Genomic DNA, 25,415 nt, shown 5'->3' with positions numbered 1-25,415 from the left:
CCTGCGGAGCTGAACCATGGCCAAGAAAAGCAAGCCGGCTGCTGCCGTGCACGCCCTGCGCATCGAGGGCGAGATGACGATCTACCGTGCACTCGAACTCAAGCAGACCTTGCTCGAGGCCGTCGAGGCTCAGTCGAAGGTCGAGCTCGACCTGTCGGCCATCACCGAGATCGACACCGCGGGCCTGCAGCTGCTGATGCTGGCCAAGCGTGCCGCACAGGCCGCCAAGCGCGAGCTGCGCCTCGTGGGCCACAGCCCGGCCGTGCTGGAAGTGTTCCAGCTCTTCGACCTGGCTGCCTTCTTCGGCGACCCGCTGGTCGTGTCTTCAACCTGAGCAGCGCGGCTTCAACCGGAACACCTTCATGAACCTCGACCAGGCCCTGCAAACATTCTTCGTCGAAAGCCGCGAACTGCTGGACGACATGGAGTCGGCGCTGCTGACCCTGAGCCAGGAGAGCGACTCCGAGACGGTCAATGCGATCTTCCGCGCCGCTCACACCATCAAGGGATCGGCTGGCCTGTTCGGCCTCGATCCGGTGGTGGCCTTCACCCATGTGGTGGAGAGCGTTCTCGATGAGGTTCGCGAAGGCCGCGTGCCGGTCGACGACGAGCTGGTCGCGCTGCTGCTGTCATGCGGCGACCACATCCGCGCCTTGGTCGATGCCGTCGAGGCCGACCCCGACCATCTCGATGCCGCCCTCGCGCAACGTGGCGAGCCGCTGCTGGTGCAGTTGCGCAAGCACCTCGCGCCAACCGCGGCTCCTGCCCCCGGCCATGCACTGGTCGCCACCGACGAAGACGCCGCATTCGAGCGCATTGCCAGCACCTCTGGCGACGCCGACCTGTGGCACATCTCCGTGCGCTTCGGCCGCGACGTGCTGCGCAATGGCATGGACCCGCTGTCCTTCATCCGCTACCTCGGCACGCTTGGCACGATCACCGGCATCGTCACACTGCCCGACGCCCTGCCCGCTGCGGCCGAGATGGACCCCGAGTCGTGCTACCTCGGCTTCGAGATCGCTTTCAAGAGCCAGGCCAACAAGGCCGCCATCGAAGGCGTGTTCGACTTCGTGCTCGACGACTGCGTGCTGCGCATCGTGCCGCCCAACAGCCGCATCGACGAGTACATCGCCATCATCAACAGCCTGCCCGAAGAAGCGTCGCGCCTGGGCGAGATGCTGGTGCGCTGCGGCATCGTCACGGCCCATGAGCTGCAGTCTGCCCTGCAAGTGCAGGCCGTTGCGCAGACCAGCCCCGAGCAGGCCGCACCCTTGATCGGCGCGGTGCTGGTCGAGCAGGCCAGCGTGGCCGCACCGGTGGTGGCTGCCGCGCTCGAGAAGCAAAAACGCGTGAAGGACGTCAAGGCGCAGGAGAACCAGTCGGTCCGCGTCGACGCCGACAAGCTCGACCGGCTGATCAATCTCGTGGGCGAACTCATCATCGCCACGGCCGGCGCCAACCTCATCGCCCGCAAGGCGCGCAACGTCGAACTGCAGGAAGCCAACTCGGTGCTCTCGGCCCTGGTTGAAGAGGTTCGCGACAGCGCCTTGCAGTTGCGCATGGTCAAGATCGGCGCCACCTTCAGCCGCTTCCAGCGCGTGGTGCACGACGTCTCGCGCGAACTGGGCAAAGACATCGTCCTGGTTGTCAGCGGTGAAGACACCGAGCTCGACAAGACCGTGGTCGAGAAAATCGGCGACCCGCTGATGCACCTGGTCCGCAATGCGATCGACCACGGCATCGATTCACCCGACGTGCGCGCACAGCGCGGCAAGCCACCCACGGGCACGGTGCGGCTCAACGCGTACCACGACTCCGGCAGCATCGTTATCGAAGTCGGCGACGACGGCGGTGGCCTCAACCGCGAGAAGATTCTTGCCAAGGCCGTCGAGCGCGGTCTCGCCGAGCCGGGCAAGGTGCTGAGCGATTCAGAGATCTACGGGCTGATCTTCGAGCCGGGTTTCTCGACGGCCGAGAAGGTCACCAACCTGTCGGGCCGCGGCGTCGGCATGGACGTGGTCAAGCGCAACATCGTCGCGCTGCGCGGCAGCGTGGCCATTTCGAGCGTCGCCGAGCAGGGCACTACCGTCACGGTGCGGTTGCCGCTCACGCTGGCCATCATCAACGGCTTCCAGATCGGCATCGGCAAGGCCGTGTTCGTGGTGCCGCTCGACATGGTCGACGAGTGCGTGGAGTTCTCGGCCGAAGCCGGCCACGACTACATCGACCTGCGCGGCGAGGTGCTGCCTTTCATCCGCTTGCGCGAGTTGTTCGACATCGCCGGCCCGGTGAGCCCGCGCCCGAACATCGTGGTCGTCAAGCACGCAGGCCAGAAGTTCGGCCTCGCGGTCGACACGCTGCTCGGCGAAGCGCAGACCGTGATCAAGCCACTGTCCAAGATGTTCGGCCAAGTGCAGGGCATCAGTGGCTCCAGCATCCTCGGCAACGGCGAAGTTGCTCTCATTCTCGACGTGCCAGCGCTCATGCAGCGTGCCGGCACACCCACCCACGCCGGGATGATCCCTGGCGTGGTTCAGCCGGCCTGATCGGCCCTTGCACGTTCTACCTGAAAGACCCAGCCATGTTTTCGAACTTCAAGATCGGTGTGCGGCTCATTGCGGGCTTCTTGCTCGTGGCTGCCATCAGCGCGGTCGTCGGCGCGATCGGCATCAACAACGCCGCCCAGCTCGACGAGATGAACGACCGCATGTACGACCGCGAGCTGCTCGGCCTGTCGTACGTGAAGGAAGCCAACATCAACCTGATCTACATCGGCCGGGCCCGCGGAAACTTTCTCATGGCCACCTCGCAGGAAGAGCGCGAGAAGCACAAGGCCGACATGGTGAAGTCGTCTGCCGGCGTACTCGAGAACATGGAGAAGGCCCGCCCTCTCTTCATCACCGAGCGCGGCAAGCAGGCGTTTGTGACCTTCGCCGCGCAATGGGAGGAATACCAGCGTGAGCTGCAGAAGGTCATCACCTTGGCCTCGGCAAAGAAGCTGCAAGAGCGTGACGAGACCCTGGTGGCAGTCCTCGATTCCATGCGCCAGAAAGCCAACGTGCTCGACGACTCGCTCACTGGCATCACCAAGCTCAAGGAAGACATGGCCAAGAAGGCGTCGGACGATTCCACCGCGCTCTATGAGCACAGCCGCAGCTTGATGATCGGCGCCATGGTCGGCGGCGTGCTTCTCGGTGTGGGGTTGGGCTTTGTCATCAGCCGCAGCGTGACCCGCCCGCTGGAGCGCGCCGTGGCCGCTGCCGACAGCCTGGCCAGCGGTGACTTGACCGTCAAGCTGGAGGTCTCCGGGAAAGACGAAACCGCGCAGCTGCTGCAAGCCATGCAAAACATGGTCACGAAGCTGTCGCAGGTGGTGACCGATGTGAACGGCGGCGCCGAGGCGCTGGCCGGTGCATCCGAAGAAGTGAGCGCCACAGCTCAATCGCTGTCGCAAGCCAGCAGCGAACAAGCCGCCGGTGTCGAAGAGACCAGCGCATCGATCGAGCAGATGACGGCCTCGATCACACAGAACACCGAGAACGCCAAGGTCACCGATGGCATGGCCACCAAGGCCGCGAGCGACTCCGCAGAAGGTGGTGAAGCCGTGCGCGCCACTGTCGCCGCGATGAAGCAGATCGCGCAGAAGATCGGGATCATCGACGACATCGCCTACCAGACCAACCTGCTGGCGCTGAACGCAGCGATCGAAGCAGCCCGTGCCGGCGAGCACGGCAAGGGCTTCGCGGTCGTGGCGGCCGAAGTGCGCAAGCTGGCAGAACGCAGCCAGGTGGCCGCCCAAGAGATCGGCGCCGTGGCTGGCAGCAGCGTGGAGCTGGCCGAGAAGGCTGGCCGCTTGCTGGACCAGATGGTGCCCAACATCAAGAAGACCTCGGACCTGGTGCAGGAGATCACGGCCGCGTCTGAAGAACAGTCTTCCGGCGTCAGCCAGATCAACGCAGCAGTCAGCCAGCTGAGCCAGACGACGCAGCAGAACGCCTCGTCCTCCGAAGAGCTGGCGGCCACGGCCGAAGAGATGAGCAGCCAGGCCGAGCAGCTGCAGCAGACCATGAGCTTCTTCAAGCTGGCCGGTGGCAACGTGGCGGTGTCGAGCGAGCCGCCGCGCCGCCCGGCGGTGAACAAGCCTGCCAAGCCAACCCGCGCCAAGGCCTCTGGCCGCGCCAGTGGCGGCTTCAGCCTGAACCCCGGCATGGCGTACGCCACGGCGGATGCGCCGGACGAAGCGCAGTTCGCCAAGTTCTAAGAAATCCAACGGTCGATCGACGACCTGGTGGTGCTGGTCCCTGCCGCCGAAGTGCACGAGTCCGACGCCTTCTTTTTAATCAGTTTGGAGTTTCAGATGTTCAAGAACATGAAGGTGGCGACGCGACTGGGCCTGGGTTTTGGCTTGGTCAGCGTGCTGTTGTTGGTGGTTGCTGTGCTCGGCATGGTGCGCTTGTCGAGCATGAACGACAGCATCGACCTGATCGTGAAGGATCGCTACAACAAGGTCGTGCTTGCCAATGAGGTGGGCGTCGAGGTGAACAACATCGGCCGCTACATGCGCAATGCCATTCTCACGGGCGACGCGAGCCGCGCGAAGGAAGACATCGAACGCATCTACGCAGCTCGCAAGAGCATCGGAGAGCGAATCGAGAAGCTGGACGCGCTGGTGAAGATCGAAAAAGGCATGGTCCTTTTGAAGCAGATCAAGGAGAACCGCGTCAAGTTCGTGGCGGGACAGGACCGTGTGATTGCGCTGGTGACCAATGGCAAGCGCGAGGAAGCCGGCCAGTTGCTGCTGGGCGAGCTGCAACCTGTGCTGCGCGACTACACGCAGAAGACGGACGAACTCTCCGACTTCCAGGGCGAGCTGATGGTGGCGGCCGGCAATGAGGCGGCCGCTCAGTACATCTCGGCACGCAACACGACGCTCGGGCTCGTTGCCCTGGCGCTCGGCATCGCGGCTGGCGCCGGCTACTGGATCACCCGAGTCATCACCCGCCAACTGGGTGGCGAGCCCGACTATGCGGCGCGGGTGCTGTCCAGCGTGGCTGCGGGCGACCTGTCGGTCGACGTCGTCACCCGGGCCGGCGATGACGAGAGCATGCTGTACGCCGTCAAGCAGACGGTGGGCCAGCTCAAGGGCGTGATTGCCGAAGTCGGCACGGTGCTCAGCGGTGTGGCGCAAGGCGACCTGACGCAGTCCATCACGGGCGACTACAAGGGCCAGTTCGCCGAGATCAAGGCGCATGTGAACACCACCATCGTCAAGCTCTCGCAGGTGGTGACTGAGGTGAACGGCAGCGCCGAGGCTTTGGCCGGTGCGTCCGAAGAAGTCAGTGCCACAGCGCAATCGCTGTCGCAAGCGTCGAGCGAACAAGCCGCAGGCGTCGAAGAGACCAGCGCATCGATCGAGCAGATGACGGCTTCGATCACGCAGAACACCGAGAACGCCAAGGTCACCGATGGCATGGCCACCAAGGCCGCAAGCGACTCCGCCGAAGGTGGTGAAGCGGTACGCGCCACGGTGGCAGCGATGAAGCAGATTGCCCAGAAGATCGGGATCATCGACGACATCGCCTACCAGACCAACCTGCTGGCGCTGAACGCAGCGATCGAAGCAGCCCGTGCCGGCGAGCACGGCAAGGGCTTCGCGGTCGTGGCGGCCGAAGTGCGCAAGCTGGCCGAGCGCAGCCAGGTGGCCGCGCAAGAGATCGGCACCGTGGCCGGCAGCAGCGTGGAACTGGCCGAAAAGGCTGGCAGGCTGCTCGACCAGATGGTGCCCAACATCAAGAAGACCTCGGACCTGGTTCAAGAGATCACGGCCGCATCTGAAGAGCAATCCTCCGGTGTGGGCCAGATCAACGCAGCGGTGAGCCAGCTGAGCCAGACGACGCAGCAGAACGCCTCGTCATCCGAAGAGCTGGCGGCCACGGCCGAAGAGATGAGCAGCCAGGCCGAGCAGCTGCAGCAGACCATGGGCTTCTTCAAGCTCTCCGGCGACCGTGTCGCGACGCACGCAACGAGTGAGCCGCGCCGCGCCGCGCCGCAGAAATTCACCAAGTCGACCAAGCCCAAGACGTCTTCGCGTTCCGGTGGCTTCAGCTTGAACCCCGGCATGGCCTTCGCGACGGGCGATGCGCCCGACGAAGCGCAGTTCGCCAAATTCTGAATCGAAGGAGTCCCACATGAATGCCGTTGTTCAGACCAGAGCCCCACAGGCCGTGGCTGCATTGCCAACCGCTGCTGCGCTGGAGCCGGCGCAGTACCTCACGTTTCAGCTGGCCGGCGAAGCCTTCGCGATCAACATCCTGTCGATCAAGGAGATCATCGAATACCACAGCCTGACCGAGGTGCCGATGATGCCCGCCAGCGTGCGCGGCGTGATCAACCTGCGCGGTGCCGTGGTGCCGGTGATGGACCTGCTGGTGCGCTTCGGCCGCAAGCCGAGCGAGGTGACCAAGCGCACCTGCATCGTGATCGTGGAGGTCGAAGCCGAGGTCGATGGCGAACCCGAGCGCCAGGTGATCGGCGTGGTGGTCGATGCCGTGAACGAAGTGCTCGACATCGCGGGTACCGACATCGAGCCGGCACCGGCTTTCGGTGCGCGCATTCGCACCGACTTCATCCAGGGCATGGGCAAGGTGCGCGGCAAGTTCGTGATCCTGCTCAACGTGAACCACGTGCTCTCGCTCGACGAGATTCAAGCCGCTGCAGGCGCTGCCGAGCAGGCTGCTCACGCCGCATAGCGCTTCGTACGCAACACCGGTGCGGTCAACGAAGCGCACATCGTGCGCTTCTGACACGCACCGGATCACTCTTTGCAGAGTTCACTACAACACCCAGGGACATGTCATGCTAACAATCAAAACGACCGGGCAAGTACAGCGAGACGAAGCTGCACTCGCCGACACCATTGAACGGCAGTTCACGCGCGTGCTGGCGGCCGCGAGCAACGGAGACCTGTCGCTGCGCGTTGGCGCCGACAGTCTTCCGATGTCGCTGCGCCCGTCAGCCGATGCCGTCAACAAGTTGCTCGACACCGTGCAGGCACTGCGTGCCGACATGGCGCGAATGAGCGCCGAGCATGAACGTGGCGACATCGACGTGGTGATCGACGCGCAGCGCTACAACGGCGACTTCCGCGACATGGCCAACGGCATCAACACGATGGTCGGCGCGCACATCGCGGTGAAGAAACTGGCGATGGGCGTGATCGCCGAATTCGGCCGTGGCAACTTCGAAGCGCCGCTGCAGCCGCTGCCGGGCAAGAAGGCCTTCATCAACGACACCATCGAGAAGGTGCGTGGCAACCTGAAGGGCCTGATCTCCGAGATGAACCGCATGTCGGTCGAGCACGAGAAGGGCGACATCGATGTGGTGATCGACACCCAGCGCTTCGAGGGCGACTTCCGCGCGATGGCCTCCGGTGTGAACGGCATGGTTGGTGCGCACATTGCGGTCAAGAAACTGGCGATGGGCGTGATCGCCGAATTCGGCCGCGGCAACTTCGAAGCGCCACTGCAGCAATTGCCTGGCAAGAAGGCCTTCATCAACGACACCATCGAGAAGGTGCGCGGCAACCTGAAGGGCTTGATCGCCGAGATGAACCACATGTCGGACGAGCACGACAAGGGCGACATCGACGTGATGATCGATGCGCAGCGTTTCGAAGGCGACTTCCGCACCATGGCTTCGGGCGTCAATGAAATGGTCACGGCCCACATCGGCGTAAAGAAGCTGGCGATGGGCGTGGTGGCCGAGTTCGGCCGCGGCAACTTCGAGGCACCGCTGCAACAGCTGCCGGGCAAGAAGGCCTTCATCAACGACACCATCGAGCAAGTGCGCCGCAACCTGCGCAGCGTGGTCGACGTGGTCGAGGTGATGGGCGCCATGTCCGAGGGCGACCTGACCCGAAAGGTGCAAGGGCGCTACGAAGGTACCTTTGCCGACATGCAGACCTATGTGAACGCCATGGTGGACAAACTGTCCGAGGTGGTCGGCGAGGTGAACACCGGTGCCGAGGCTTTGGCCGGCGCGTCTGAAGAAGTGAGCGCGACAGCGCAGGCGCTGTCGCAAGCCAGCAGCGAACAAGCCGCAGGCGTTGAAGAGACCAGCGCATCGATCGAACAGATGACGGCCTCGATCACGCAGAACACCGAGAACGCCAAGGTCACCGACGGCATGGCCACCAAGGCCGCGAGCGACTCCGCAGAAGGTGGTGAAGCCGTGCGCGCCACGGTGGCCGCGATGAAGCAGATCGCCCAGAAGATCGGCATCATTGACGACATCGCCTACCAGACCAATCTGTTGGCACTGAACGCCGCGATCGAAGCGGCCCGTGCCGGCGAACACGGCAAGGGCTTTGCGGTGGTGGCGGCCGAAGTGCGCAAGCTGGCCGAGCGCAGCCAGGTGGCCGCGCAAGAGATCGGCACTGTGGCAGGCAGCAGCGTGGAGCTGGCCGAAAAGGCCGGTCGCCTGCTCGACCAGATGGTGCCCAACATCAAGAAGACTTCGGACCTGGTGCAAGAGATCACGGCCGCATCGGAAGAGCAAAGCTCGGGTGTGAGCCAGATCAACACGGCCGTGAGCCAGCTAAGCGAAACGACACAGCAGAACGCGAGCAGCTCCGAAGAGCTGGCCGCCACGGCTGAAGAGATGAGCAGCCAGGCCGAGCAGCTGCAGCAGACCATGAGCTTCTTCAAGCTGGCGGCGGTCAACGCGCCGCAGGGCAAGGTGTCGGCGCGCAAGCCGGCGCCGGGCTCGGCAATTGGCAGGCCGGTGGTGTCGCGCAAGCTCAATGGAAGAGGCGGTGAGACGGGGCACTCCAACGGCTTTGCGCTCAACCCTGCCGGCATCGACGAGAGCAAGTTCTCGCGCTTTTGAATAGAAGTAGAGCAGGGCATCCATGAACGGGATCAGCGACGTCGAGTTCGGACATTTCCAGCGCTTCATCTTCGACGCGGCGGGCATCACGCTGTCGTCGGCCAAAAAAGCGCTGGTCACCGGCCGGCTCGCGAAGCGCCTGCAGGTCTGCAACGTCAACAGCTACAACGACTACTTCCGGTTGCTGAGCAGCGGCAGCGCGCCTGGCGAGGTGCAGACGGCGGTCGATCTGCTGACCACCAACGAGACCTACTTCTTTCGCGAGCCCAAGCACTTCGATCTGCTGCGCCAGGTGGCGCAGCGCAACGCGGCCAGGCACCAGCCCTTTCGCATCTGGAGCGCGGCCAGTTCGAGCGGTGAAGAGGCTTACAGCATGGCGATGGTTCTGGCCGACGTTCTCGGCGATGGCCCGTGGGACGTGATGGGCTCGGACATCAGCACCCGGGTGCTGGAGCGCGCACGCACCGGCCACTACCCGATGGAGCGTACGCGCCACGTTCCTGCGGCCTACCTGAAGCGCTTCTGCCTACGCGGCATCGATGATCAGCAGGGCACCTTGCTGGTGGACCGCGCGCTGCGAAGCCGCGTGAGCTTTGCGCAGATCAACCTCAACACCGACCTGCCGAGGCTCGCGCCGTTCGACATGGTCTTCTTGCGCAACGTGATGATCTATTTCAACGGCGAGACCAAGCGCCAGGTGGTGGCGCGCATCGTCTCCACGCTCAAGCCGGGCGGGCACTTGTGCATTGGCCACTCGGAAAGCCTGAACGACATCAACCCCGGGCTGTTGACCGTGGCGCCGTCGATCTACCGCAAGCCTTGAGCGGGCGCGACGCCATGCCGCTCAAATCCGCAATTCGCGAGCTGCTGCTCAACCCCGGCGAATACGCCGTGGGCGATGCGAGCTGCCGCATGCGCACGGTGCTCGGCTCGTGCGTGTCGATCACGCTGTGGGAGCCGCAGCGCCGGGTCGGCGCGATGTCGCACTTCTTGTTGGCCGATCGCGGCTCGAGCCCAGGGGAGGCGCTGGACGCGCGCTACGGTGAAGAGGCGCTGACGCTCATGCTGCGTGAGTTGGCGGCAGTCGGCGTGCAGGCCAAGCAGTGCCAGGCCAAGATTTTCGGAGGCGCCAACATGTTCCCCGATGCCACCACGCCGGGCGTGCTGCATGTGGGCCGGCGAAACGGCGAGAGCGCGCGCGGCTGGTTGCGCCAGCTCGGCATCACCGTCCAGTCCGAAAGCCTGTTCGGCTGCGGACATCGGCAGATCGTGTTCGACGTGGCGAGTGGCGACGTGTGGTCGCGCCAAGTGCAGCCGTCCTCCGGCTTCAGCCAATTGGAGGGCGAATGAGCAAGGTACGCGTGATGGTGGTGGACGACTCCGCCGTGGTGCGGCAGGTGCTCACCGGCCTGCTCGACGAAGCGCCGGGCATCGAGGTGATGGCGGCCGTGGCCGACCCGGTGCTGGCCATCGAACGACTGAAGCTCGATTGGCCCGACGTGATCGTGCTCGACGTGGAAATGCCACGCATGGACGGCATCACCTTCCTGAAATTGGTGATGCAGCAGAAGCCCACGCCGGTGGTGATCTGCTCCACGCTCACCGAGAAGGGCGCCCGCACGTCGATGGAGGCCATGGCGGCCGGCGCGGTGGCTATCGTCACCAAGCCCAAGATGGGGCTGAAGCAGTTTCTCAGCGACTCGGCCGACGAGTTGATCCAGGCGGTGCGTGCGGCGGCGAACGCCAACGTGCGCCGCCTGGCGCCCGGCACGAGCGCGTTGCCGGTGGTACCGGGCAAGCAGACGGCCGACGCGATCCTGCCGCCGGCCACGCGGGCGATGACGCAGACCACCGAGCGCGTGGTGGCGCTCGGCACGTCGACCGGCGGCACACAGGCGCTGGAAGAGGTGTTGACGGCGTTGCCACGTGTGTGCCCCGGCATCGTGATCGTTCAGCACATGCCGGAGAAGTTCACCGCCGCCTTCGCTGCGCGGCTGGACAGCCTGTGCAAGATCACCGTCAAGGAAGCCGAGCACAACGACCGCGTGCTTCCGGGGCGTGCGCTCATCGCGCCGGGTGGCCGCCACATGCTGCTCAAGCGCAGCGGCGCTCAGTACCACGTCGAAGTGATCGATGGGCCGCTGGTCAACCGCCACCGCCCGTCGGTGGACGTGCTGTTCCGTTCGGTCGCCAAGAGCGCTGGCGCCAATGCGCTCGGCGTCATCATGACCGGCATGGGCGACGACGGCGCGGCTGGGCTGCTGGAGATGCGCAACGTCGGCGCGCGCACACTGGCGCAAGACGAAGAAAGCTGCGTGGTGTTCGGCATGCCGAAGGAAGCGATCAAGCGCGGCGGGGCCGAGCGCGTGATTCCGCTGTCGTCGGTGGCGGCGGAAATCCAGCGCCAGCTGACGAGCTGACTTTCTCTTCTAGGCTTCAGCCGACAGCTTCGCTCCGCACTTCGAACAGAAGCGCGCGCCCGGCGCGGCCGCGGTACCGCATTGCGTGCAGTGCACCGCCGCCGGGGCCGTCGATGTGATCGCGGCGGCGATGTGCTGCTCGCGCTGCAGTTGCGCCGGCGACGTGGCCGGGCCGCTGAGCCCTTGCTCGCCGCTGTTGAGTGCGGCGATGCGCGCCTGGTCGGTGGCCGAACCGGGCGCGACGAGCACGCTCTGGCTTTGCGCAAAGTCCATCAGGTGCGCGGCCAGCACCTTCGCATCTTTCTCGGTCGAGAACATCGCGGTGACTTGCCGCGCGTCGTCCTTGCCGAACACCACCGACTCGATGCGCGCGCGCCAGACGCGCAGCGTGGCCGCCTCGGTGCGCACCACGTCGTTCTGCGTGTTCATGCGGCTGTTGAACTGGTTGCCGGTGCCGATGCGCGAGGTCTGGTAGTTGCCGACGAGCTCGACCCAGGTCAGCACCGACTCGAAGTTGAAGCGGCCCCAGAGCTGGCTCGAGGTCTGGAAGCAGAAGCCGGCCACCAGCGCCAGGATGGCCGAGGTGCCGGCGATCGAGAGGCGGTTCTGCTGCCAGCCGTCCATCACGTTGAACTCACGCACGAAGTAGAGCGCGAAGCCGACCGACACCAGGATCAGCAGCACGGCGTACAGGTCCAGCAGCAAGAGTGCGCGGTGGCGCCGCTCGCTGAGTGCGGCACTGAAGGTTGGCGCTTTCGTGCCTGCGATCGGCAGCGGCTGTGTCTCTTCGAGCAACTCACCCGCAAAGCTGCCGCTGGGTGTGGCGGCCGAGGTGACCGGCTCGATGCGCGCGTAGCGGCGGTTCGGGATGCGCTCGGTCCATTGCGATTGCAGCGTGCGGTCGAGTTCGTCCATCAGGCTGGCCGGCGGCGCGTTCATCGACAGCCGTTGCTGCTCGACGCTGGCGCGCGTTTGCGGCGCGGCGTCCACCTGCGCCAGCACCGCCGCCATGGCGAGGCCGCAGGCCAGCAGCGAGGCGCACAGCATCACGAACACCTGCGTGTTGAGCGAGAAGTTGCCGAGTCGCGGCAGGCTGCCGCCGAGCAGGGCCAGCGCCACCGGCGCGAGGATGGCGGCGGCGATCAGGCCGATCAGCGAGGCAGCCGTCAGCCGTGCGCGGCCCTGCGACAGCACCGGCTTGAGCAAGAAGAACGCGCCGAACGCGAAGTACAGGATGCCGATCCACGGCCGCGTGGCCGGCGTGCCGAACACCAGCCACGAGAACAGGAAGCTGAGCAGCGTGGCCGCGATGGCGGCCAGGTTGAACATGTAGCGCTGCGCGAGCAGCTGGACTTCGAGCGGCGCGGTGATGAGCGTCGGTGCCCAGTGGTAGAGCAGGCCTTCGAGCGCGCCCTTGGGTTCGGGGTAGGTGAGGCCGCCCTGGCGCAGCATGTCTTTCACATGGTCGGCCGCCTTCGAGCCGCCGACGGCGCCCGAGGGAATTTCGGGCGCCAGCGAAGCGGGGCGGCCGCGGCCGAAAAAGAAGCGCAGCCGGCGTGCGGCGGTGGCGGCGCAGGCCAGGCCACCGGCCAGCATCAGCAACCCGGCCACCAGTGGCGCGCCGGCCATGCCGACCGAATGCGCCTGCATGGCAGTGCGGGCCCACCAGAGGCTCACGACGCCAGCGATGACCAAGGCCGCGGCGCACAGCCACAGTAGGCGGTTCTGCAATCGGTACGGATTGGGCAGCTCCAATAACTTTGATTCAGAGCTGTAGTCGTATGCCATGTCGGCCTCACGTTCAAAGAAGCATTAGAGCCAGGATGCCCGTTGGGCACCGGACCATCAAACCCGTCCAGCTCATTAAGCCTCGTTCGCCCTGAGGTATCGAAGGGTAGCGACTGTGCACTGCGCCGCCCTTCGATACCTCAGGGCGAACCCAGGGAAGGGAAACTCAAACCCGCTCGACGATCAACGCAATGCCCTGGCCGACGCCGATGCACATGGTGCACAACGCGTAGCGGCCATTCGTCTTGTGCAGCTGGTTCACCGCTGTGGTGACCAGCCGCGCGCCGCTCGCGCCCAGCGGGTGGCCGAGTGCGATCGCGCCGCCGTTCGGGTTCACGCGCACGTCGTCGTCCTTCAACCCGAGATCGCGCAGCACCGCCAGCCCCTGGGCGGCGAAGGCTTCGTTGAGTTCGATCACGTCCATCTGGTCGAGCGTGAGGCCGGTCAGCGCCAGCACCTTGCGCGTGGCCGGCGCCGGCCCCATGCCCATGATGCGCGGCGCCACGCCGGCAGTCGCCATGCCGACCACGCGGGCGCGTGGCGTGAGGCCGTGCTTGCCGGCGGCGCTGTCGCTCGCAAGCAGCAGTGCCACTGCGCCGTCGTTCACGCCCGAGGCATTGCCGGCGGTCACCGAGCCGTCGGGCTTGACGACGCCCTTGAGCTTGGCGAGCACTTCGAGGCTGGTCTCGCGCGGGTGCTCGTCCTGCTTGACGACGAGCGGGTCACCCTTCTTCTGCACGATGGTGACCGGCGTGATCTCGGCATCGAAGAAGCCGCTCTTCTGCGCCGCCACCGCCTTGAGCTGCGAGGCGAGGGCCATGCGGTCCTGCGCTTCACGCTCGATGCGGTAGTCGGTGGCTACGTTCTCGGCCGTCTCGGGCATCGAGTCGACACCGTACTGTTCCTTCATCAGCTTGTTGACGAAGCGCCAGCCGATGGTGGTGTCGTACACGGCGTTGTTGCGGCTGAAGGCGGTATCGGCCTTCGGCATCACGAAGGGCGCGCGGCTCATGCTCTCCACGCCGCCGGCGATCATCAGCTGCGCTTCGCCGCTCTTGATCGCGCGCGCCGCGGTGCCCACGGCGTCCATGCCCGAACCGCACAGGCGGTTGAGGGTGGCGCCGGGCAGATCGATCGGCAGACCGGCGAGCAGGGCTGACATGCGCGCCACGTTGCGGTTGTCTTCGCCGGCTTGGTTGGCGCACCCGTAGATCACGTCAGCCACCGCGGCCCAGTCGACCTTCGGGTTGCGGGCCATCAGCGCCTTCAGCGGGATGGCGCCCAGGTCATCGGTGCGGACTGAAGAGAGGGCCCCGCCATAGCGGCCGAAGGGCGTGCGGATGGCATCGCAGATGAAGGCGTGGGTCATGGCGTTCTCCAGGGGGATGGTGTGGGACCGTTCGCTTTGATTATCGTCACGCGCAGGGCGTTGCTCGGTACCATCCCGCGCCATGACAACCCCGTCGCGCGGCCTTCCGCAGCTCGTTGCCCTGGTGTGTGCCTTGCACGCACTCGTGCTCTGGCTGGGACTGGAACGCCGCGCGGCACGCGAAGCGCCGAAGTCGTCCCCGCCCACGGTGACGACACGGTGGATTGCCCCGCCGCCCGTTGTGCAGGCCGATGAGTCCGCGCCTGTGCAGGTTGCATCGAAGCGGCTGCCGGTGCCTGGAGCGCGCCACCTGCCTGCAGCGCCCTTCGTTCCGTCACCGCCCGCAGCCGCTGCTGCCCCGTCCACCGAGGCAGAGACCGCAGCAGCGCTGCCGCCAGTGCCTGACGCCGAGCCGCCGCTCCGTGCCGACAGCATTCAGCGTGCGGTGCGCGAGTCGGCGCGGCACAAGAGCCTGGCAACCTTGGCCGCCGACCAGATCGGCCGGCCGGACGCGAGCACCCAGACCGCCCTGCAGAAGGGCGTGGCCTCGGCTGGGCTGGGCGACTGCCTTAAAGGAGGGGATGGCGGATACGGGGCCCAAGGCTTAGGCTTGTTGGCACTGCCGATGCTGGCGGTCGATCTGGCCCGGGGGCGCTGTGCGAAATAGGCGCCGCTGAACGGGAGCGCACTTCAGGTCGAACGGGGCAGACCGATATGCAGAGGGGGTGAAGCCGTGCGGAGTCGCGCAGCCACCTTCTCAACCAGGACAAGCCATTGTGATCGTCTGCACGTGCCTGTGCTCTCCAGTCCGCCCGGTTCGGGGGAACGCGGGTGGCTGACACGCCCCGCGCGGCGATGCACCAGCGCCGTGTGCGGCGCATGCTGCTGCTCGGCAGCGCCATCATCGGCGCCACCTGTCTGCTCTGGGGCGGCTTCTTTGCGCTGCGCGGCGACTGGTTCATCGTGGCGATCGACGTCGCCACGATGGGCCTGGCGGTCGTCACCGCTTCGCTGACCTGGCATGGCCATCTGCGCCAGGCCTCGCGGCTGATGATCGCGGTGCTGTACGTGGTGCTGTGCCTCAACGCGCTGGTCTACGACATCCCCACCGCCGAGGTGCCGCGCTCGGCACACCAGTTCCTGCTGGCGCTCGGCGTGATGTCGTGCCTGCTGACGCGCGACGAGCCGGCGTGGCTGCGGCACGGCATCCCTGCGCTCTGCTTTGTCACCTACCTGGCGTTTGCCAGCAGCAACCTTGGCTGGGTGACACCGTTTGCGCTGCCCGACAGCGTGCGCGCCGGGGGTGTCTGGGTCAACAACGCCATCGCGATGGCAACCGTGTTCGCCGCGCTGTGGGTGATCCAGAACGACGTGGCCGAACGCAACAGCATGGAAGGCGAGCTGCGCGACGCATTGGTGCGGGGTGAACTGCTGCTGCACTATCAGCCGCAGGTGACGATGGGTGGCCGCATCGTCGGCGCCGAGGCCCTGGTGCGCTGGAGGCACCCGCGGCGGGGCATGGTGTCGCCCGGTGAATTCATTCCGCTCGCAGAGCGCAGTGGGCTGATGCTGCCGCTGGGCGACTGGGTGATGCGCTCGGCCTGTGCCCAGCTGGCCAGCTGGCAGCGTCGGCCCGAGTCGGCGCGGCTGTCGCTGGCGGTCAACGTGAGTGCGTCGCAGTTTGCTCAGGCTGATTTCGTGGCGGGTGTGCTGGCGTGCGTCGAACAGTCGGGCATCGACCCGTTCCAGCTCAAACTGGAGCTCACCGAAAGCATGCTGGCCCACGACGTGGAAGACATCATCGCCAAGATGACGGCGCTCAAGGCGCGCGGCATCGGCTTCTCGCTTGACGACTTCGGCACCGGGTTCTCGTCGCTCAGCTACTTGCGCCGGCTGCCGCTCGACCTGCTGAAGATCGACCAGTCCTTCGTGCGCAGCATGCTCAATTCACCCAAGGAGGCGGCGATCGCCCACACGGTGGTCAGCCTCGGGCGCGATCTCGGGCTGGCGGTGATCGCCGAAGGCGTCGAAACCCAGGAGCAGCGGCAGTTCCTGCAGGGGCTGGGCTGCGAGACCTACCAGGGCTTCCTGTTCAGCAAGGCCGTGCCGATTGCCGAGTTCGACGCGCTGATGGCAAAGACAGAGGCCCTGCATGCCGTGGCCGCGCAGGCCGAGACATCGCCCGCGTAGACCGGGCCCTGGCCAGACCGGCTCGTGGCCGTTCGTAACGGTTGGCAGGTCGTGCGCAATCCGTCACACAACCCTCGACGGGCAGCGCGCTACTGTCAGATGTAGCAGGTGTGCTGGCCCGGGGGCTGAACATAATCGGTTCAAGTAACAGGGAGAGGCCGCCGAAAAGCTTCATAAGCTGCAGGCTCACGGAGCCCGCGCGCTACCGTCGTCATGAAAGAAGTATCAAACCCACCGCTGATCGACGTTGCGCAACTGCGCATCGGCATGTTCGTTCACCTCGACGGTGGCTGGATGTCGCATCCGTTTCCGCTGAGCAGCTTCAAGATCGGCTCCGCGGCGCAGATTGCCACCATCCGCTCTCTGGGCAAGCAGCGCGTGCGCTGGAGCCCCGACAAGAGCGACCAGACCGCCATCGAATCGCTGACACCCGCCGCCGCATCGGTCGATGCCAAGGCGGCTGCTGCACCCGTGCCTACACCACCTGTCGAAACGCCCGAAGCCGCCGAACGGCGCCTGCGGCGCGAGGCGCTGACAGCACAGCGCTCTGCTTTGCAGGTGTGCGAGCAACAGTTCGCCGAAGCCACACGCGCCTGCAAGCAGGCCGTCGAGCTGGTGCCGGCCAAGCCCCAGCAGGCCCGCGAGCAGACCGAGGCGCTGGCCCAGGCCTTCGTCGACAAGATGATTGCGCAGCAGGAGATGTGCATTCGCCTGCTCACCGAAGGTGCGGGCGACAAGGCTTCGCTGCACTCCATCAACGTGGCGGTGATTTCGCTGCTGATGGGCCGGACCTTCGGCCTGTCGGCTGCCGAGCTGCTCGACCTGGGTGTCGGCGCGATGCTGCACGACATCGGCAAGATCGAGCTGCCCGACCGCGTGCGCCACCGCGAAGAGCACTTCACGCCGGCCGAGACCCAGTTCTACCAGGAGCACGTGTCGCACGGCGTCACGCTGGCCAAGAAGATGAGCCTGAAGCCGGGTGCCACGCTGGTCATCGCGCAGCACCACGAGCATGCCGACGGCAGCGGCTTCCCGCTCAAGCTCAACAGCGACCGCATGACCACCGCCGCGCGCATCGTCTCGCTGGTCAACCGCTACGACAACATGTGCAACCCGAACGTGCCCTCGCGCGCGCTCACGCCGCACGAAGCGCTGTCGCTGCTGTTCGCTCAGGGCAAGAACCGCTACGACACGGCCATCCTCGGGGCCTTCATCAAGATGATGGGCGTGTACCCGCCGGGTTCGGTGGTGCAGCTCACCGACGATCGCTATGCGATGGTGGTGTCGGTCAATTCCGCCCGGCCGCTGAAGCCGCGCGTGATGGTGCACGAGCCCCGCGTGCCGCGCGACGAGGCGCTGTTGCTCAACCTGGAATACGACCCGCGCCTGGGCATCCGCCGCAGCCTGAAGCCGCAGCAGCTGCCGCCCGAATCGATGGAATACCTGTCGCCGCGCTTGCGCGTGGCGTACTTTTTCGAGCCTGAGCTGTCGCCGCTGGAGACCGCGGCGTGAGCGAGGCGGCGGAATCGGCCGCGCTCGAACACTGGTCGGCACTGATTGAAGGCCTGCTCGACCCGGTCTGGCTGGTCCATCACAAGAGCCTGCGCATCACGGCCGCGAACACCGCCGCGGGCACACTGCTGGGCGTCGACGCCTGGTCGCTGCGCGGCCGCGCCGCTGCCGACCTGAGCGCCACTGGTGAAGACATCGTGTTCTGGAACGAAGTGGCGGCCGGGCTGACGGATGCCATCTTGTCCGACACCGTGGTGCGCCGCTTCGATGGTGCCATCGTGCCTGTCACGCGGCGGGTGAGCCGGCTCGGCTCCGGCGACATGCTGGTGGTGACGCTGCGCGACCTGAGCCGCCAACGCGCCACCGAAGACGAGCTCGAAGCGCGCGTGGCCGAGATGCAGGCCACGCTCGAATCGAGCGCCGACGGCATTCTGGTCACCGACCTGGGCGGCGCCATCCGCAACTTCAACCGCCGCTTCGCTGCGCTGTGGAGCCTGCCGGAAGAGCTGCTCCAGCAGCGCGACGACAAGGCCGTGCAGGACTGGATGCGCCGCAGCGTGGTCTCACAGGGCGGCGAAGGCGACGACTACACCCGCCGCCTGAACGCCATCATGAATGCCGCGCTGCTGCAGACGACCGACGTGCTGACGCTGCATTCGGGCAAGGTGATCGAGCGCGTGACGCTGCCGCAGTGCAGCCGTGGCCAGCCGGTCGGCCGCGTGTTCTCGTTTCGCGACATCAGCGAGAAGCTGGCCGCGAAGCAGCGCATCGAGGAGCTGTCGCACACCGATGGGCTCACGGGCCTGCCCAACCGCCGCATGCTGGCCGACCGCGTGGAGTTCGCGCTGGCCATGGCGCAGCGCAACGGCCAGCCGTTTGCGCTGATGGTGCTCAATCTCGACCGTTTCAAGCAGGTGAACGACGCGCTGGGCCTTGGCTTGGGCGACCGCGTGCTCCTCGAAGTGACCGAGCGCATCAAGTCCTGCCTGCGCAATGTGGACACTGTGGCGCGCCTGGGTGCTGACGAGTTCGTGCTGCTCGTTCACCAGGTCGACGCGGCCGGTGCCGAAGCCACCGCGCGCCGCGTGCTCGATGCGATCGGGCGGCCGTTCGACATCGATTCGCTCAGCTTCACCGTGACCTGCAGCATCGGCGTGGCCCTCGGCCCGGCCGATGGCGACACGCCCGATGCGCTGATGCGGCGGGCCGACGCGGCCATGCACCGCGTGAAGGAATCCGGCCGCGCCAGCTTCCGCTTCCACCAGGCGCGCAGCGACGTGGGGCAGCGTTCGCACATGAAGCTCGACCATGCGATGCGCCAGGCGCTCGTCAGCGGCCTGTTCCGCCTGCACTACCAGCCGCAGATCAACCTGAAGACCGGGGCCGTGGTCGGTGCCGAGGCGCTGATCCGCTGGCGTGACCCGGTGCTGGGCGAGATGTCGCCGAACGAGTTCATCCCGGTGGCGGAGGAGAGCGGTTTCATCATCGCCATCGGCGACTGGGTGCTGGCGCAGGCTGTGAAGCAGGCGGCGGTCTGGCGCGCCAACGGGTTGCCGATGCCGGTGTCGATCAACGTGTCGGCGCTGCAGTTCCAGCAGCCCGATTTCGCCGAACGCGTGGCGCGCGAACTCAAGGCCGCCGACCTGCCGCCGCGATTGCTCGAGCTGGAGCTCACCGAGTCGATCCTGCTCCACGACGCGGAGGACGCGCTGCACCGCCTGCAGGCGCTGGCCGAGCTCGGCGTGCTGCTGGCGATCGATGACTTCGGCACCGGCTACTCGAGCCTGGGCTACCTCAAGCGCTTTCCGATCGGGCGGCTGAAGATCGACCGCAGCTTCGTGAGCCAGCTGCCCGAAGACGCGAGCGACGTGGCCATCGTCAACGCCATCATCCAGCTCGGCCGCGCGCTCAACCTGCGCGTGATCGCCGAGGGCGTGGAGACCGAGCCGCAGCGGCAGTTCCTGCTCGACGCCGGCTGCGACGAGTTCCAGGGATTCCTGTACGCCCCGGCGCTCGACGCATCGAGCTTCGAAAGCCGCCTGGACGCACCGCATCCCGGCAAGAAACCGGTGCGCTTGATTCAGAAGTGAATCGCGGCTGAACGATCGGCATGCCGATCTTGGAAAGAGTTACCGCACCGTTTGCCTTTGCACGCCCAGGCCCTCGATGCCCAGCGACATCACGTCGCCTGGCTTCAGGAACTGCGGCGGCTTCATGCCCATGCCCACGCCGGGCGGTGTGCCGGTGCAGATCACGTCGCCCGGCAGCAGCGTCATGAAGCGGCTCACGTAGCTCACGATCCGCGCCACGCCGAAGATCATGGTCGAGGTGTTGCCGCGCTGGCGTGGCTCGCCGTTCACGTCGAGCCACATGCCGAGGGCCTGCGGGTCGGGCACCTCGTGGGGCGTGACCAGCCACGGGCCGATGGGGCCGAAGGTGTCGCAGCCCTTGCCCTTGTCCCAGGTGCCGCCGCGCTCGAGCTGGTACTCACGCTCCGACACGTCGTTGACGATGCAGTAGCCGGCCACGTGCTTCAGCGCGTCTTGCTCGCTGATGTGGCGCGCGGTGTGCGAGATCACTACGCCGAGTTCGACCTCCCAGTCGGTCTTCACGCTGCCGGGCGGCAATTGCACCTCGTCGTTCGGGCCGGTGATGCAGCTCGTCGCCTTCATGAAAACGATGGGTTCGTTCGGGATCGGCAGGCCGGATTCCGCCGCGTGGTCCGCGTAGTTCAGGCCGATGGCAATGAATTTGCTAATGCCAGTGAAAGGCACACCGAGTCGCGGCTGCCCTTTCACGCGTGGGAAATCGGCCGGGTCGAGGCGGTTCAGCCGCTGCAGACCGACTCGGCCCAGCGTGGGCAGGTCAAGGTGCGGCACGGCACCGGAGAGATCGCGCAGTGCGCCTTGAGCGTCGAGCGCGCCCACTCGCTCACGCCCCTCGGCGCCGAAACGAAGCCATTTCATGAATATCCCCGGAGGCTGTGATGGTGGGCTGATTCTCATACGATTTTTTCAATCGACGGACCTGGATGCGAGGTGATGGACGATGCAAGCAATCGAACGAGCACTGGAAGAGCGACTGGCACCCCAGGGCGTGCCGCTGGCGGTGGTGTTGCCGGGAGGACGCCGATTGGGCAGCGCACAGCCCACCGTGACGCTGCGCCTGCATGACCTCGCGCCGCTGGGGCACATCGCCACCGGCCAGGTCGGGCGCGTGGCGCAAGACTACGTCGAGGGCAAGCTCGACTTCGAAGGCAGCATGCGCGACCTGATGCACGTGACGGCGCAGGTCGCTGGTGACGAGCCCATCTCCGGAGATGCGGCCTTACCGATCGCCTGGTGGCGGCACATCGTGAAGGCGGCGCGATCGCGTGCGCACCACCACGTGGAGGCGGACGCGAAGCAGATCCAGTTCCACTACGACGTCTCCGATGCGTTTTACGACCTGTGGCTCGACGAGCGCAAGGTCTACTCCTGCGCCTACTGGCGCGGCGCCAACATGACGCTCGAAGGCGCACAGGCCGCCAAGCTCGATCACATCTGCAAGAAGCTGATGCTGCGCGAAGGCGAGCGCTTTCTCGACATCGGCGCCGGCTGGGGCGGGCTGCTGCTGTGGGCCGCCGAGCACTACGGCGTGCGGGCCGACGGCATCACGCTGTCGAAGAACCAGCACGCTCACGTGAACCGCCTGATCGAAGAACGCGGCCTGCGCGGTCGCGTGACCATGAGCCTGCGCGATTACCGTGACCTGCCCGAAGACGAGCCCTACGACAGCATTGCCTCGGTGGGTATGTTCGAGCACGTGGGCCAGGCGCAGCTGCCGGTCTACTTCAACAAGATCCGCCGCCTGCTCAAACCCGGCGGGCTGCTGATGAACCACGGCATCACGGCCGGCAACACGCGCAACGACCCGCTCGGTGCCGGCATGGGCGACTTCATCGAGCGCTACATCTTCCCGGGCGGCGAGCTGATGCACGTGTCGCACGTGCTCAGGGTGATGAGCGAGGCCGCGCTCGAGCCGGTCGACACCGAGAACCTGCGCCCGCACTACGCCCGCACGCTGTGGGGCTGGAGCGACCGGCTCGAAGCGCAGCTGGCGCAGGCGCGCCGCGTCACCAGCGAGGCGGTGGTGCGGGCGTATCGCCTCTACCTCGCCGGCAGCGCGATGAGCTTCGAGCAAGGCTGGATCTCGCTGTTCCAGATGCTCGCTTCCCGACCGAGTGGTGACGTGAGCTGTGGCCCGATGCGAGGCGCACAATCGCGGTTTCCGTTCAACCGCGAGTACATGTACCGATGATCTACAAGTTCAAGTCAAAAGCGGCAGGTGACGTGATCATGATGGGGCCCGGAGGCGACGCCGTGCTGCGCATCATCGGCAAGGAGCCGGGGCCGAAGGGCATCATCGAGAGCTCGTCCATGCCCGCAGCGATGAGGGCCATCGAGCAGGCGGTTGCGGCCGATGAAGCCGCCCGCAAGCCCGACACGGAGAAGGACGACGAGCCCAAGCCGGGCAAGGGCGACGGCGTGACGCTGCGCCAGCGCGCCTGGCCGCTGCTCGAGATGATGAAGCGCTCGCACGCCGCGGGTGAAAGCATCGTCTGGGGCGTATGACAACAAACTCGGGAGGCAAGCCCATGAAACTCTGGAGCGACAGCTGGCCCAACGGCGAACGCATTCCCACCCGCTATGCCGCCGGCAAGCCCGACGTGGCCAACGGCGTCACCTTTTCCGACAACCTCAGCCCGCACCTCGCGTGGAGCGAGGTACCGGCCGGCACACAGTCGTTCGCGCTGATCTGCCACGACGTTGACGTGCCCACACGCGCTGACGACGTGAACAAGCCCGACCGCGAGGTCCCGAGCGACTTGCCGCGCACTGACTTCTTCCACTGGGTGATGGTCGACCTGCCGGCTAGCCTGCAGCAACTGAGCGAAGGCGAGTTCAGCCGCGGCTTCACACCGCACGGCAAATCCGGCCCCGACACCTTGCACGGCGCGCGCCACGGCCTCAACGACTACACCGGCTGGTTCGCCGGTGACCCGGCCAACGCCGGCCAGTATTTCGGCTACGACGGCCCGTTTCCGCCCTTCAACGATTCGCTGATCCACCACTACGTGTTCACGCTCTACGCGCTGAGCGTGCCGCGCGTGGCGGTGGATGGCGCCTTCACCGGCCCGCAGGTCCGTGAAGCCGTTGCCAAGCACGTTCTGGCCGAGGCGACCCACTCAGGCACGTACACACTGAATCGCCGCCTGATCTGATGGCTGCGCGTTCTTCGTATTGCGCCTGCGTTTCGCAGAGGATGCGGGCTGTCTTGGAGGCGGCCTCGTGCCGGCCGGTCTGATGGACGAGCCGACACGTGTCCTGGCCATCCGCCACGGAGAGACCGCCTGGAACGTCGATACCCGCATCCAGGGCCATCTCGACATTCCGCTCAACGACAAGGGCCTCTGGCAGGCGAGCCGCGTCGCTGCGGCCGTGGCCGAAGAGGGCATCACCGCGATCTATTCGAGTGACCTGATGCGCGCCTACCAGACCGCCGAGGCGATCTCGCGCGCGACCGGTGTGCCGATCGTCAGCGACACCGGCCTGCGCGAGCGCGGCTTCGGCGAATTCGAAGGGTTCACCTACCAGGAGATTGCCGAGCGCTGGCCGGAGGAAGCCGAACGCTGGCGCAAGCGCGACCCCGAATTCGCACCGCGCGGCGCGGGCGAATCGATCCGCGTCTTCTACGACCGCTGCGTGGCCGTGGCCACTCGCCTGGCCGCCGCCCACCCGGGCGAGACCATCGCGGTGATCTCGCACGGCGGGGTGATGGACTGCCTGTACCGGGCCGCATCGCGCCTCGACCTGGCGGCCCCGCGCTCGTGGCTGCTGGGCAATGCAAGCATCAACCGCTTGCTCCACACGCCGGGCGGCTTCACGCTCATCGGCTGGAGCGATACCTCGCACCTCGAAGGCGGCGCGCTGGACGAAAGCAACGACCGGGTGGGAAGCGCCGCATGAGCGCGCGGCCGGGGGACTCTGTCGCGTCGGTGCTGACGCCGGCGCTGGTGATCGACCTCGACGCGATGGAGCGCAACCTCGCGCGACTGGCCGAGTTCGCCCGCGACAGAGACCTGCGACTGCGCCCGCACGCCAAGATGCACAAGAGCGGCCACATCGCGAAGCTGCAGATGGCGGCCGGTGCGGTGGGCGTGTGCGTGCAGAAGCTGTCGGAAGCCGAAGCGCTGGCAGCCGTCGGCGTGAACGACATCTACATCAGCAACGAGGTCATCGAGCCCGCCAAGCTCGCACGCGTGACCGCACTCGCCGGCAGGGTGACGCTGGCGATCGCCGTCGACTCGGCACTTGGCGTGTCGCGATTGGCAGCGGCCGTGAAGGCCAGCGGCCACCCTATCAACGTGTTCGTCGAGATCGACGTCGGCCAGGGCCGCTGCGGCATCAAGCCAGCTGACGCCGCCACGCTGGCGCAGCAGGTGGTGGCGCACGGCCTGCGTTTCGCTGGACTGCAGGCATACCACGGCCGCGCACAGCACCTGCGGACGACAGCAGAGCGCGAAGCTGCCATCGCGCAAACCGTGGCCTGGGTGCGCATCGCCCAAGCTGGGCTCGCCGAGGCGGGCATCCCGTGCCCGCTGGTCACCGGCGCTGGCACTGGCAGCTTTGTGTTCGAAGCCGCCAGCGGTGTCTACGGTGAGTTGCAGGCCGGCAGCTACCTCTTCATGGACGCGGACTACGGCAGCAACGAGCCGACTCCCGGCGCACCCATCTTCGAGCACGCGCTCTTCATCAAGAGCCAGGTGGTGAGCCGCGACGAGTCGCACGCGGTGATCGACGCCGGCCACAAGTGCCATTCCATCGACAGCGGCCTGCCGCGGGTGTGGCAGCGCGATCTGAGCTTCAGCAATGGCGGCGACGAGCACGGCATTCTTCATGCGGCACGCGATGCCTTGCCGGAGCTGGGCGACACCGTGTGGTTGGTACCGGGCCACTGCGACCCGACGGTCAACCTGCACGACCACTACGTGGCGGTGCGCGGTGGTTTGAGCGATGGCGTGGTCGAGGCCGTGTGGCCCGTCGACGCGCGCGGCTGCCTGGTTTGACGCGGGGCGCTGAACTTCCGGCGGCCACATCGGCGGGCTTGGCCGGGCACCCGTGGGAAATCTCACGTCGAGGTGTCACTCGAGTGGCGGGTGCAGCTGCGTCTGAGTTTCGTCATGGAACGATCAGTACCCGTGGGGGCCG

The 25,415-nt window shown here is 66.3% G+C and carries 21 protein-coding genes; 18 read left to right on the top strand and 3 right to left on the bottom strand.

What is annotated here, in order from left to right; all coding sequences use genetic code 11:
* Positions 1-16 precede the first annotated feature (16 nt).
* From AC1DYS_RS27865 to AC1DYS_RS27825, 9 genes are all read left to right on the top strand, one after another.
* Entirely contained in the window at positions 17-334 is a 318-nt protein-coding gene (locus tag AC1DYS_RS27865; protein WP_477904793.1) for an STAS domain-containing protein, read from the top strand.
* A gap of 28 nt (positions 335-362) precedes the next feature.
* On the top strand, positions 363-2,546 hold the full coding sequence (locus tag AC1DYS_RS27860) for a chemotaxis protein CheA (protein ID WP_477904792.1): 2,184 nt from the start codon (positions 363-365) through the stop codon (positions 2,544-2,546).
* A gap of 35 nt (positions 2,547-2,581) precedes the next feature.
* Positions 2,582-4,261, top strand: coding sequence for a methyl-accepting chemotaxis protein (locus AC1DYS_RS27855; protein WP_477904791.1), 1,680 nt, complete (start codon positions 2,582-2,584; stop codon positions 4,259-4,261).
* Between the two features lie 96 nt (positions 4,262-4,357).
* Complete coding sequence (locus AC1DYS_RS27850) at positions 4,358-6,172, top strand: methyl-accepting chemotaxis protein (RefSeq protein ID WP_477904790.1); 1,815 nt, start codon at positions 4,358-4,360, stop codon at positions 6,170-6,172.
* A 16-nt stretch (positions 6,173-6,188) separates the two neighbouring features.
* Complete coding sequence (locus AC1DYS_RS27845) at positions 6,189-6,749, top strand: chemotaxis protein CheW (RefSeq protein WP_477904789.1); 561 nt, start codon at positions 6,189-6,191, stop codon at positions 6,747-6,749.
* Between the two features lie 19 nt (positions 6,750-6,768).
* On the top strand, positions 6,769-8,886 hold the full coding sequence (locus AC1DYS_RS27840; protein WP_477904788.1) for a methyl-accepting chemotaxis protein: 2,118 nt from the start codon (positions 6,769-6,771) through the stop codon (positions 8,884-8,886).
* A gap of 22 nt (positions 8,887-8,908) precedes the next feature.
* On the top strand, positions 8,909-9,709 hold the full coding sequence (locus AC1DYS_RS27835) for a CheR family methyltransferase (RefSeq protein WP_477904787.1): 801 nt from the start codon (positions 8,909-8,911) through the stop codon (positions 9,707-9,709).
* A 14-nt stretch (positions 9,710-9,723) separates the two neighbouring features.
* Positions 9,724-10,236 carry a chemotaxis protein CheD gene (locus tag AC1DYS_RS27830; RefSeq protein WP_477904786.1) on the top strand — a complete coding sequence of 171 codons (513 nt, stop codon included), beginning with the start codon at positions 9,724-9,726 and terminating at the stop codon, positions 10,234-10,236.
* On the top strand, positions 10,233-11,306 hold the full coding sequence (locus AC1DYS_RS27825; protein WP_477904785.1) for a protein-glutamate methylesterase/protein-glutamine glutaminase: 1,074 nt from the start codon (positions 10,233-10,235) through the stop codon (positions 11,304-11,306). Before AC1DYS_RS27830 ends, AC1DYS_RS27825 begins: the two co-directional genes overlap by 4 nt.
* A 9-nt stretch (positions 11,307-11,315) precedes the next feature.
* Here AC1DYS_RS27825 and AC1DYS_RS27820 read toward each other — a convergent pair whose 3' ends face one another.
* Positions 11,316-13,094 carry a zinc-ribbon domain-containing protein gene (locus AC1DYS_RS27820; RefSeq protein ID WP_477904784.1) on the bottom strand — a complete coding sequence of 593 codons (1,779 nt, stop codon included), beginning with the start codon at positions 13,092-13,094 and terminating at the stop codon, positions 11,316-11,318.
* Positions 13,095-13,260: 166 nt separating this feature from the next.
* A complete protein-coding gene (gene pcaF / locus AC1DYS_RS27815) occupies positions 13,261-14,463 on the bottom strand; it encodes a 3-oxoadipyl-CoA thiolase (protein WP_477904783.1) in 1,203 nt (400 codons plus the stop codon).
* Between the two features lie 82 nt (positions 14,464-14,545).
* Between pcaF and AC1DYS_RS27810 the strand changes: the two genes are divergently transcribed.
* The 4 genes from AC1DYS_RS27810 (at position 14,546) to AC1DYS_RS27795 (ending at position 20,255) form a co-directional block, all read left to right on the top strand.
* Entirely contained in the window at positions 14,546-15,130 is a 585-nt protein-coding gene (locus tag AC1DYS_RS27810) for a hypothetical protein (RefSeq protein ID WP_477904782.1), read from the top strand.
* A 164-nt stretch (positions 15,131-15,294) separates the two neighbouring features.
* On the top strand, positions 15,295-16,653 hold the full coding sequence (locus tag AC1DYS_RS27805; RefSeq protein WP_477904781.1) for a putative bifunctional diguanylate cyclase/phosphodiesterase: 1,359 nt from the start codon (positions 15,295-15,297) through the stop codon (positions 16,651-16,653).
* Between the two features lie 213 nt (positions 16,654-16,866).
* Complete coding sequence (locus AC1DYS_RS27800; protein ID WP_477904780.1) at positions 16,867-18,165, top strand: cyclic di-GMP phosphodiesterase; 1,299 nt, start codon at positions 16,867-16,869, stop codon at positions 18,163-18,165.
* Entirely contained in the window at positions 18,162-20,255 is a 2,094-nt protein-coding gene (locus AC1DYS_RS27795) for a putative bifunctional diguanylate cyclase/phosphodiesterase (protein WP_477904779.1), read from the top strand. The genes AC1DYS_RS27800 and AC1DYS_RS27795 overlap by 4 nt, the downstream gene beginning before the upstream one ends.
* 39 nt (positions 20,256-20,294) lie before the next feature.
* Here AC1DYS_RS27795 and AC1DYS_RS27790 read toward each other — a convergent pair whose 3' ends face one another.
* Positions 20,295-21,131, bottom strand: coding sequence for a fumarylacetoacetate hydrolase family protein (locus AC1DYS_RS27790; protein ID WP_477904778.1), 837 nt, complete (start codon positions 21,129-21,131; stop codon positions 20,295-20,297).
* Between the two features lie 82 nt (positions 21,132-21,213).
* Here AC1DYS_RS27790 and AC1DYS_RS27785 point away from each other — a divergent pair, with 82 nt between their 5' ends.
* From AC1DYS_RS27785 to AC1DYS_RS27765, 5 genes are all read left to right on the top strand, one after another.
* A complete protein-coding gene (locus AC1DYS_RS27785) occupies positions 21,214-22,464 on the top strand; it encodes a class I SAM-dependent methyltransferase (protein ID WP_477904777.1) in 1,251 nt (416 codons plus the stop codon).
* A gap of 38 nt (positions 22,465-22,502) precedes the next feature.
* Positions 22,503-22,778, top strand: coding sequence for a DUF1840 domain-containing protein (locus AC1DYS_RS27780; RefSeq protein WP_477904776.1), 276 nt, complete (start codon positions 22,503-22,505; stop codon positions 22,776-22,778).
* Positions 22,779-22,801: 23 nt separating this feature from the next.
* Entirely contained in the window at positions 22,802-23,428 is a 627-nt protein-coding gene (locus AC1DYS_RS27775) for a YbhB/YbcL family Raf kinase inhibitor-like protein (RefSeq protein ID WP_477904775.1), read from the top strand.
* Between the two features lie 82 nt (positions 23,429-23,510).
* The gene (locus AC1DYS_RS27770; protein ID WP_477904895.1) at positions 23,511-24,173 is read left to right on the top strand and encodes a histidine phosphatase family protein; all 663 of its coding nucleotides are present in this window, start codon (positions 23,511-23,513) and stop codon (positions 24,171-24,173) included.
* Positions 24,170-25,273: a DSD1 family PLP-dependent enzyme gene (locus AC1DYS_RS27765; protein WP_477904774.1), complete on the top strand. Its 1,104-nt coding sequence runs from the start codon at positions 24,170-24,172 to the stop codon at positions 25,271-25,273. Before AC1DYS_RS27770 ends, AC1DYS_RS27765 begins: the two co-directional genes overlap by 4 nt.
* Positions 25,274-25,415 lie beyond the last annotated feature (142 nt).

Source organism: Rhizobacter sp. P2_G4, from assembly GCF_056403575.1.
Note: the sequence above shows the minus strand (reverse complement) of the source record. Positions and strands in the feature narration are given on the sequence as shown.

Coding starts and splice junctions, on each gene's coding strand:
- AC1DYS_RS27865 (WP_477904793.1), top strand. CDS start 17: ATGGCCAAGAAAAGCAAGCCGGCTGCTGCCGTGCACGCCCTGCGCATC.
- AC1DYS_RS27820 (WP_477904784.1), bottom strand. CDS start 13,094: ATGGCATACGACTACAGCTCTGAATCAAAGTTATTGGAGCTGCCCAAT.
- AC1DYS_RS27775 (WP_477904775.1), top strand. CDS start 22,802: ATGAAACTCTGGAGCGACAGCTGGCCCAACGGCGAACGCATTCCCACC.
- AC1DYS_RS27830 (WP_477904786.1), top strand. CDS start 9,724: ATGCCGCTCAAATCCGCAATTCGCGAGCTGCTGCTCAACCCCGGCGAA.
- AC1DYS_RS27810 (WP_477904782.1), top strand. CDS start 14,546: ATGACAACCCCGTCGCGCGGCCTTCCGCAGCTCGTTGCCCTGGTGTGT.
- AC1DYS_RS27800 (WP_477904780.1), top strand. CDS start 16,867: ATGAAAGAAGTATCAAACCCACCGCTGATCGACGTTGCGCAACTGCGC.
- AC1DYS_RS27845 (WP_477904789.1), top strand. CDS start 6,189: ATGAATGCCGTTGTTCAGACCAGAGCCCCACAGGCCGTGGCTGCATTG.
- AC1DYS_RS27780 (WP_477904776.1), top strand. CDS start 22,503: ATGATGGGGCCCGGAGGCGACGCCGTGCTGCGCATCATCGGCAAGGAG.
- pcaF (WP_477904783.1), bottom strand. CDS start 14,463: ATGACCCACGCCTTCATCTGCGATGCCATCCGCACGCCCTTCGGCCGC.
- AC1DYS_RS27765 (WP_477904774.1), top strand. CDS start 24,170: ATGAGCGCGCGGCCGGGGGACTCTGTCGCGTCGGTGCTGACGCCGGCG.
- AC1DYS_RS27785 (WP_477904777.1), top strand. CDS start 21,214: ATGCAAGCAATCGAACGAGCACTGGAAGAGCGACTGGCACCCCAGGGC.
- AC1DYS_RS27825 (WP_477904785.1), top strand. CDS start 10,233: ATGAGCAAGGTACGCGTGATGGTGGTGGACGACTCCGCCGTGGTGCGG.
- AC1DYS_RS27850 (WP_477904790.1), top strand. CDS start 4,358: ATGTTCAAGAACATGAAGGTGGCGACGCGACTGGGCCTGGGTTTTGGC.
- AC1DYS_RS27790 (WP_477904778.1), bottom strand. CDS start 21,131: ATGAAATGGCTTCGTTTCGGCGCCGAGGGGCGTGAGCGAGTGGGCGCG.
- AC1DYS_RS27860 (WP_477904792.1), top strand. CDS start 363: ATGAACCTCGACCAGGCCCTGCAAACATTCTTCGTCGAAAGCCGCGAA.
- AC1DYS_RS27770 (WP_477904895.1), top strand. CDS start 23,511: ATGGACGAGCCGACACGTGTCCTGGCCATCCGCCACGGAGAGACCGCC.
- AC1DYS_RS27835 (WP_477904787.1), top strand. CDS start 8,909: ATGAACGGGATCAGCGACGTCGAGTTCGGACATTTCCAGCGCTTCATC.
- AC1DYS_RS27855 (WP_477904791.1), top strand. CDS start 2,582: ATGTTTTCGAACTTCAAGATCGGTGTGCGGCTCATTGCGGGCTTCTTG.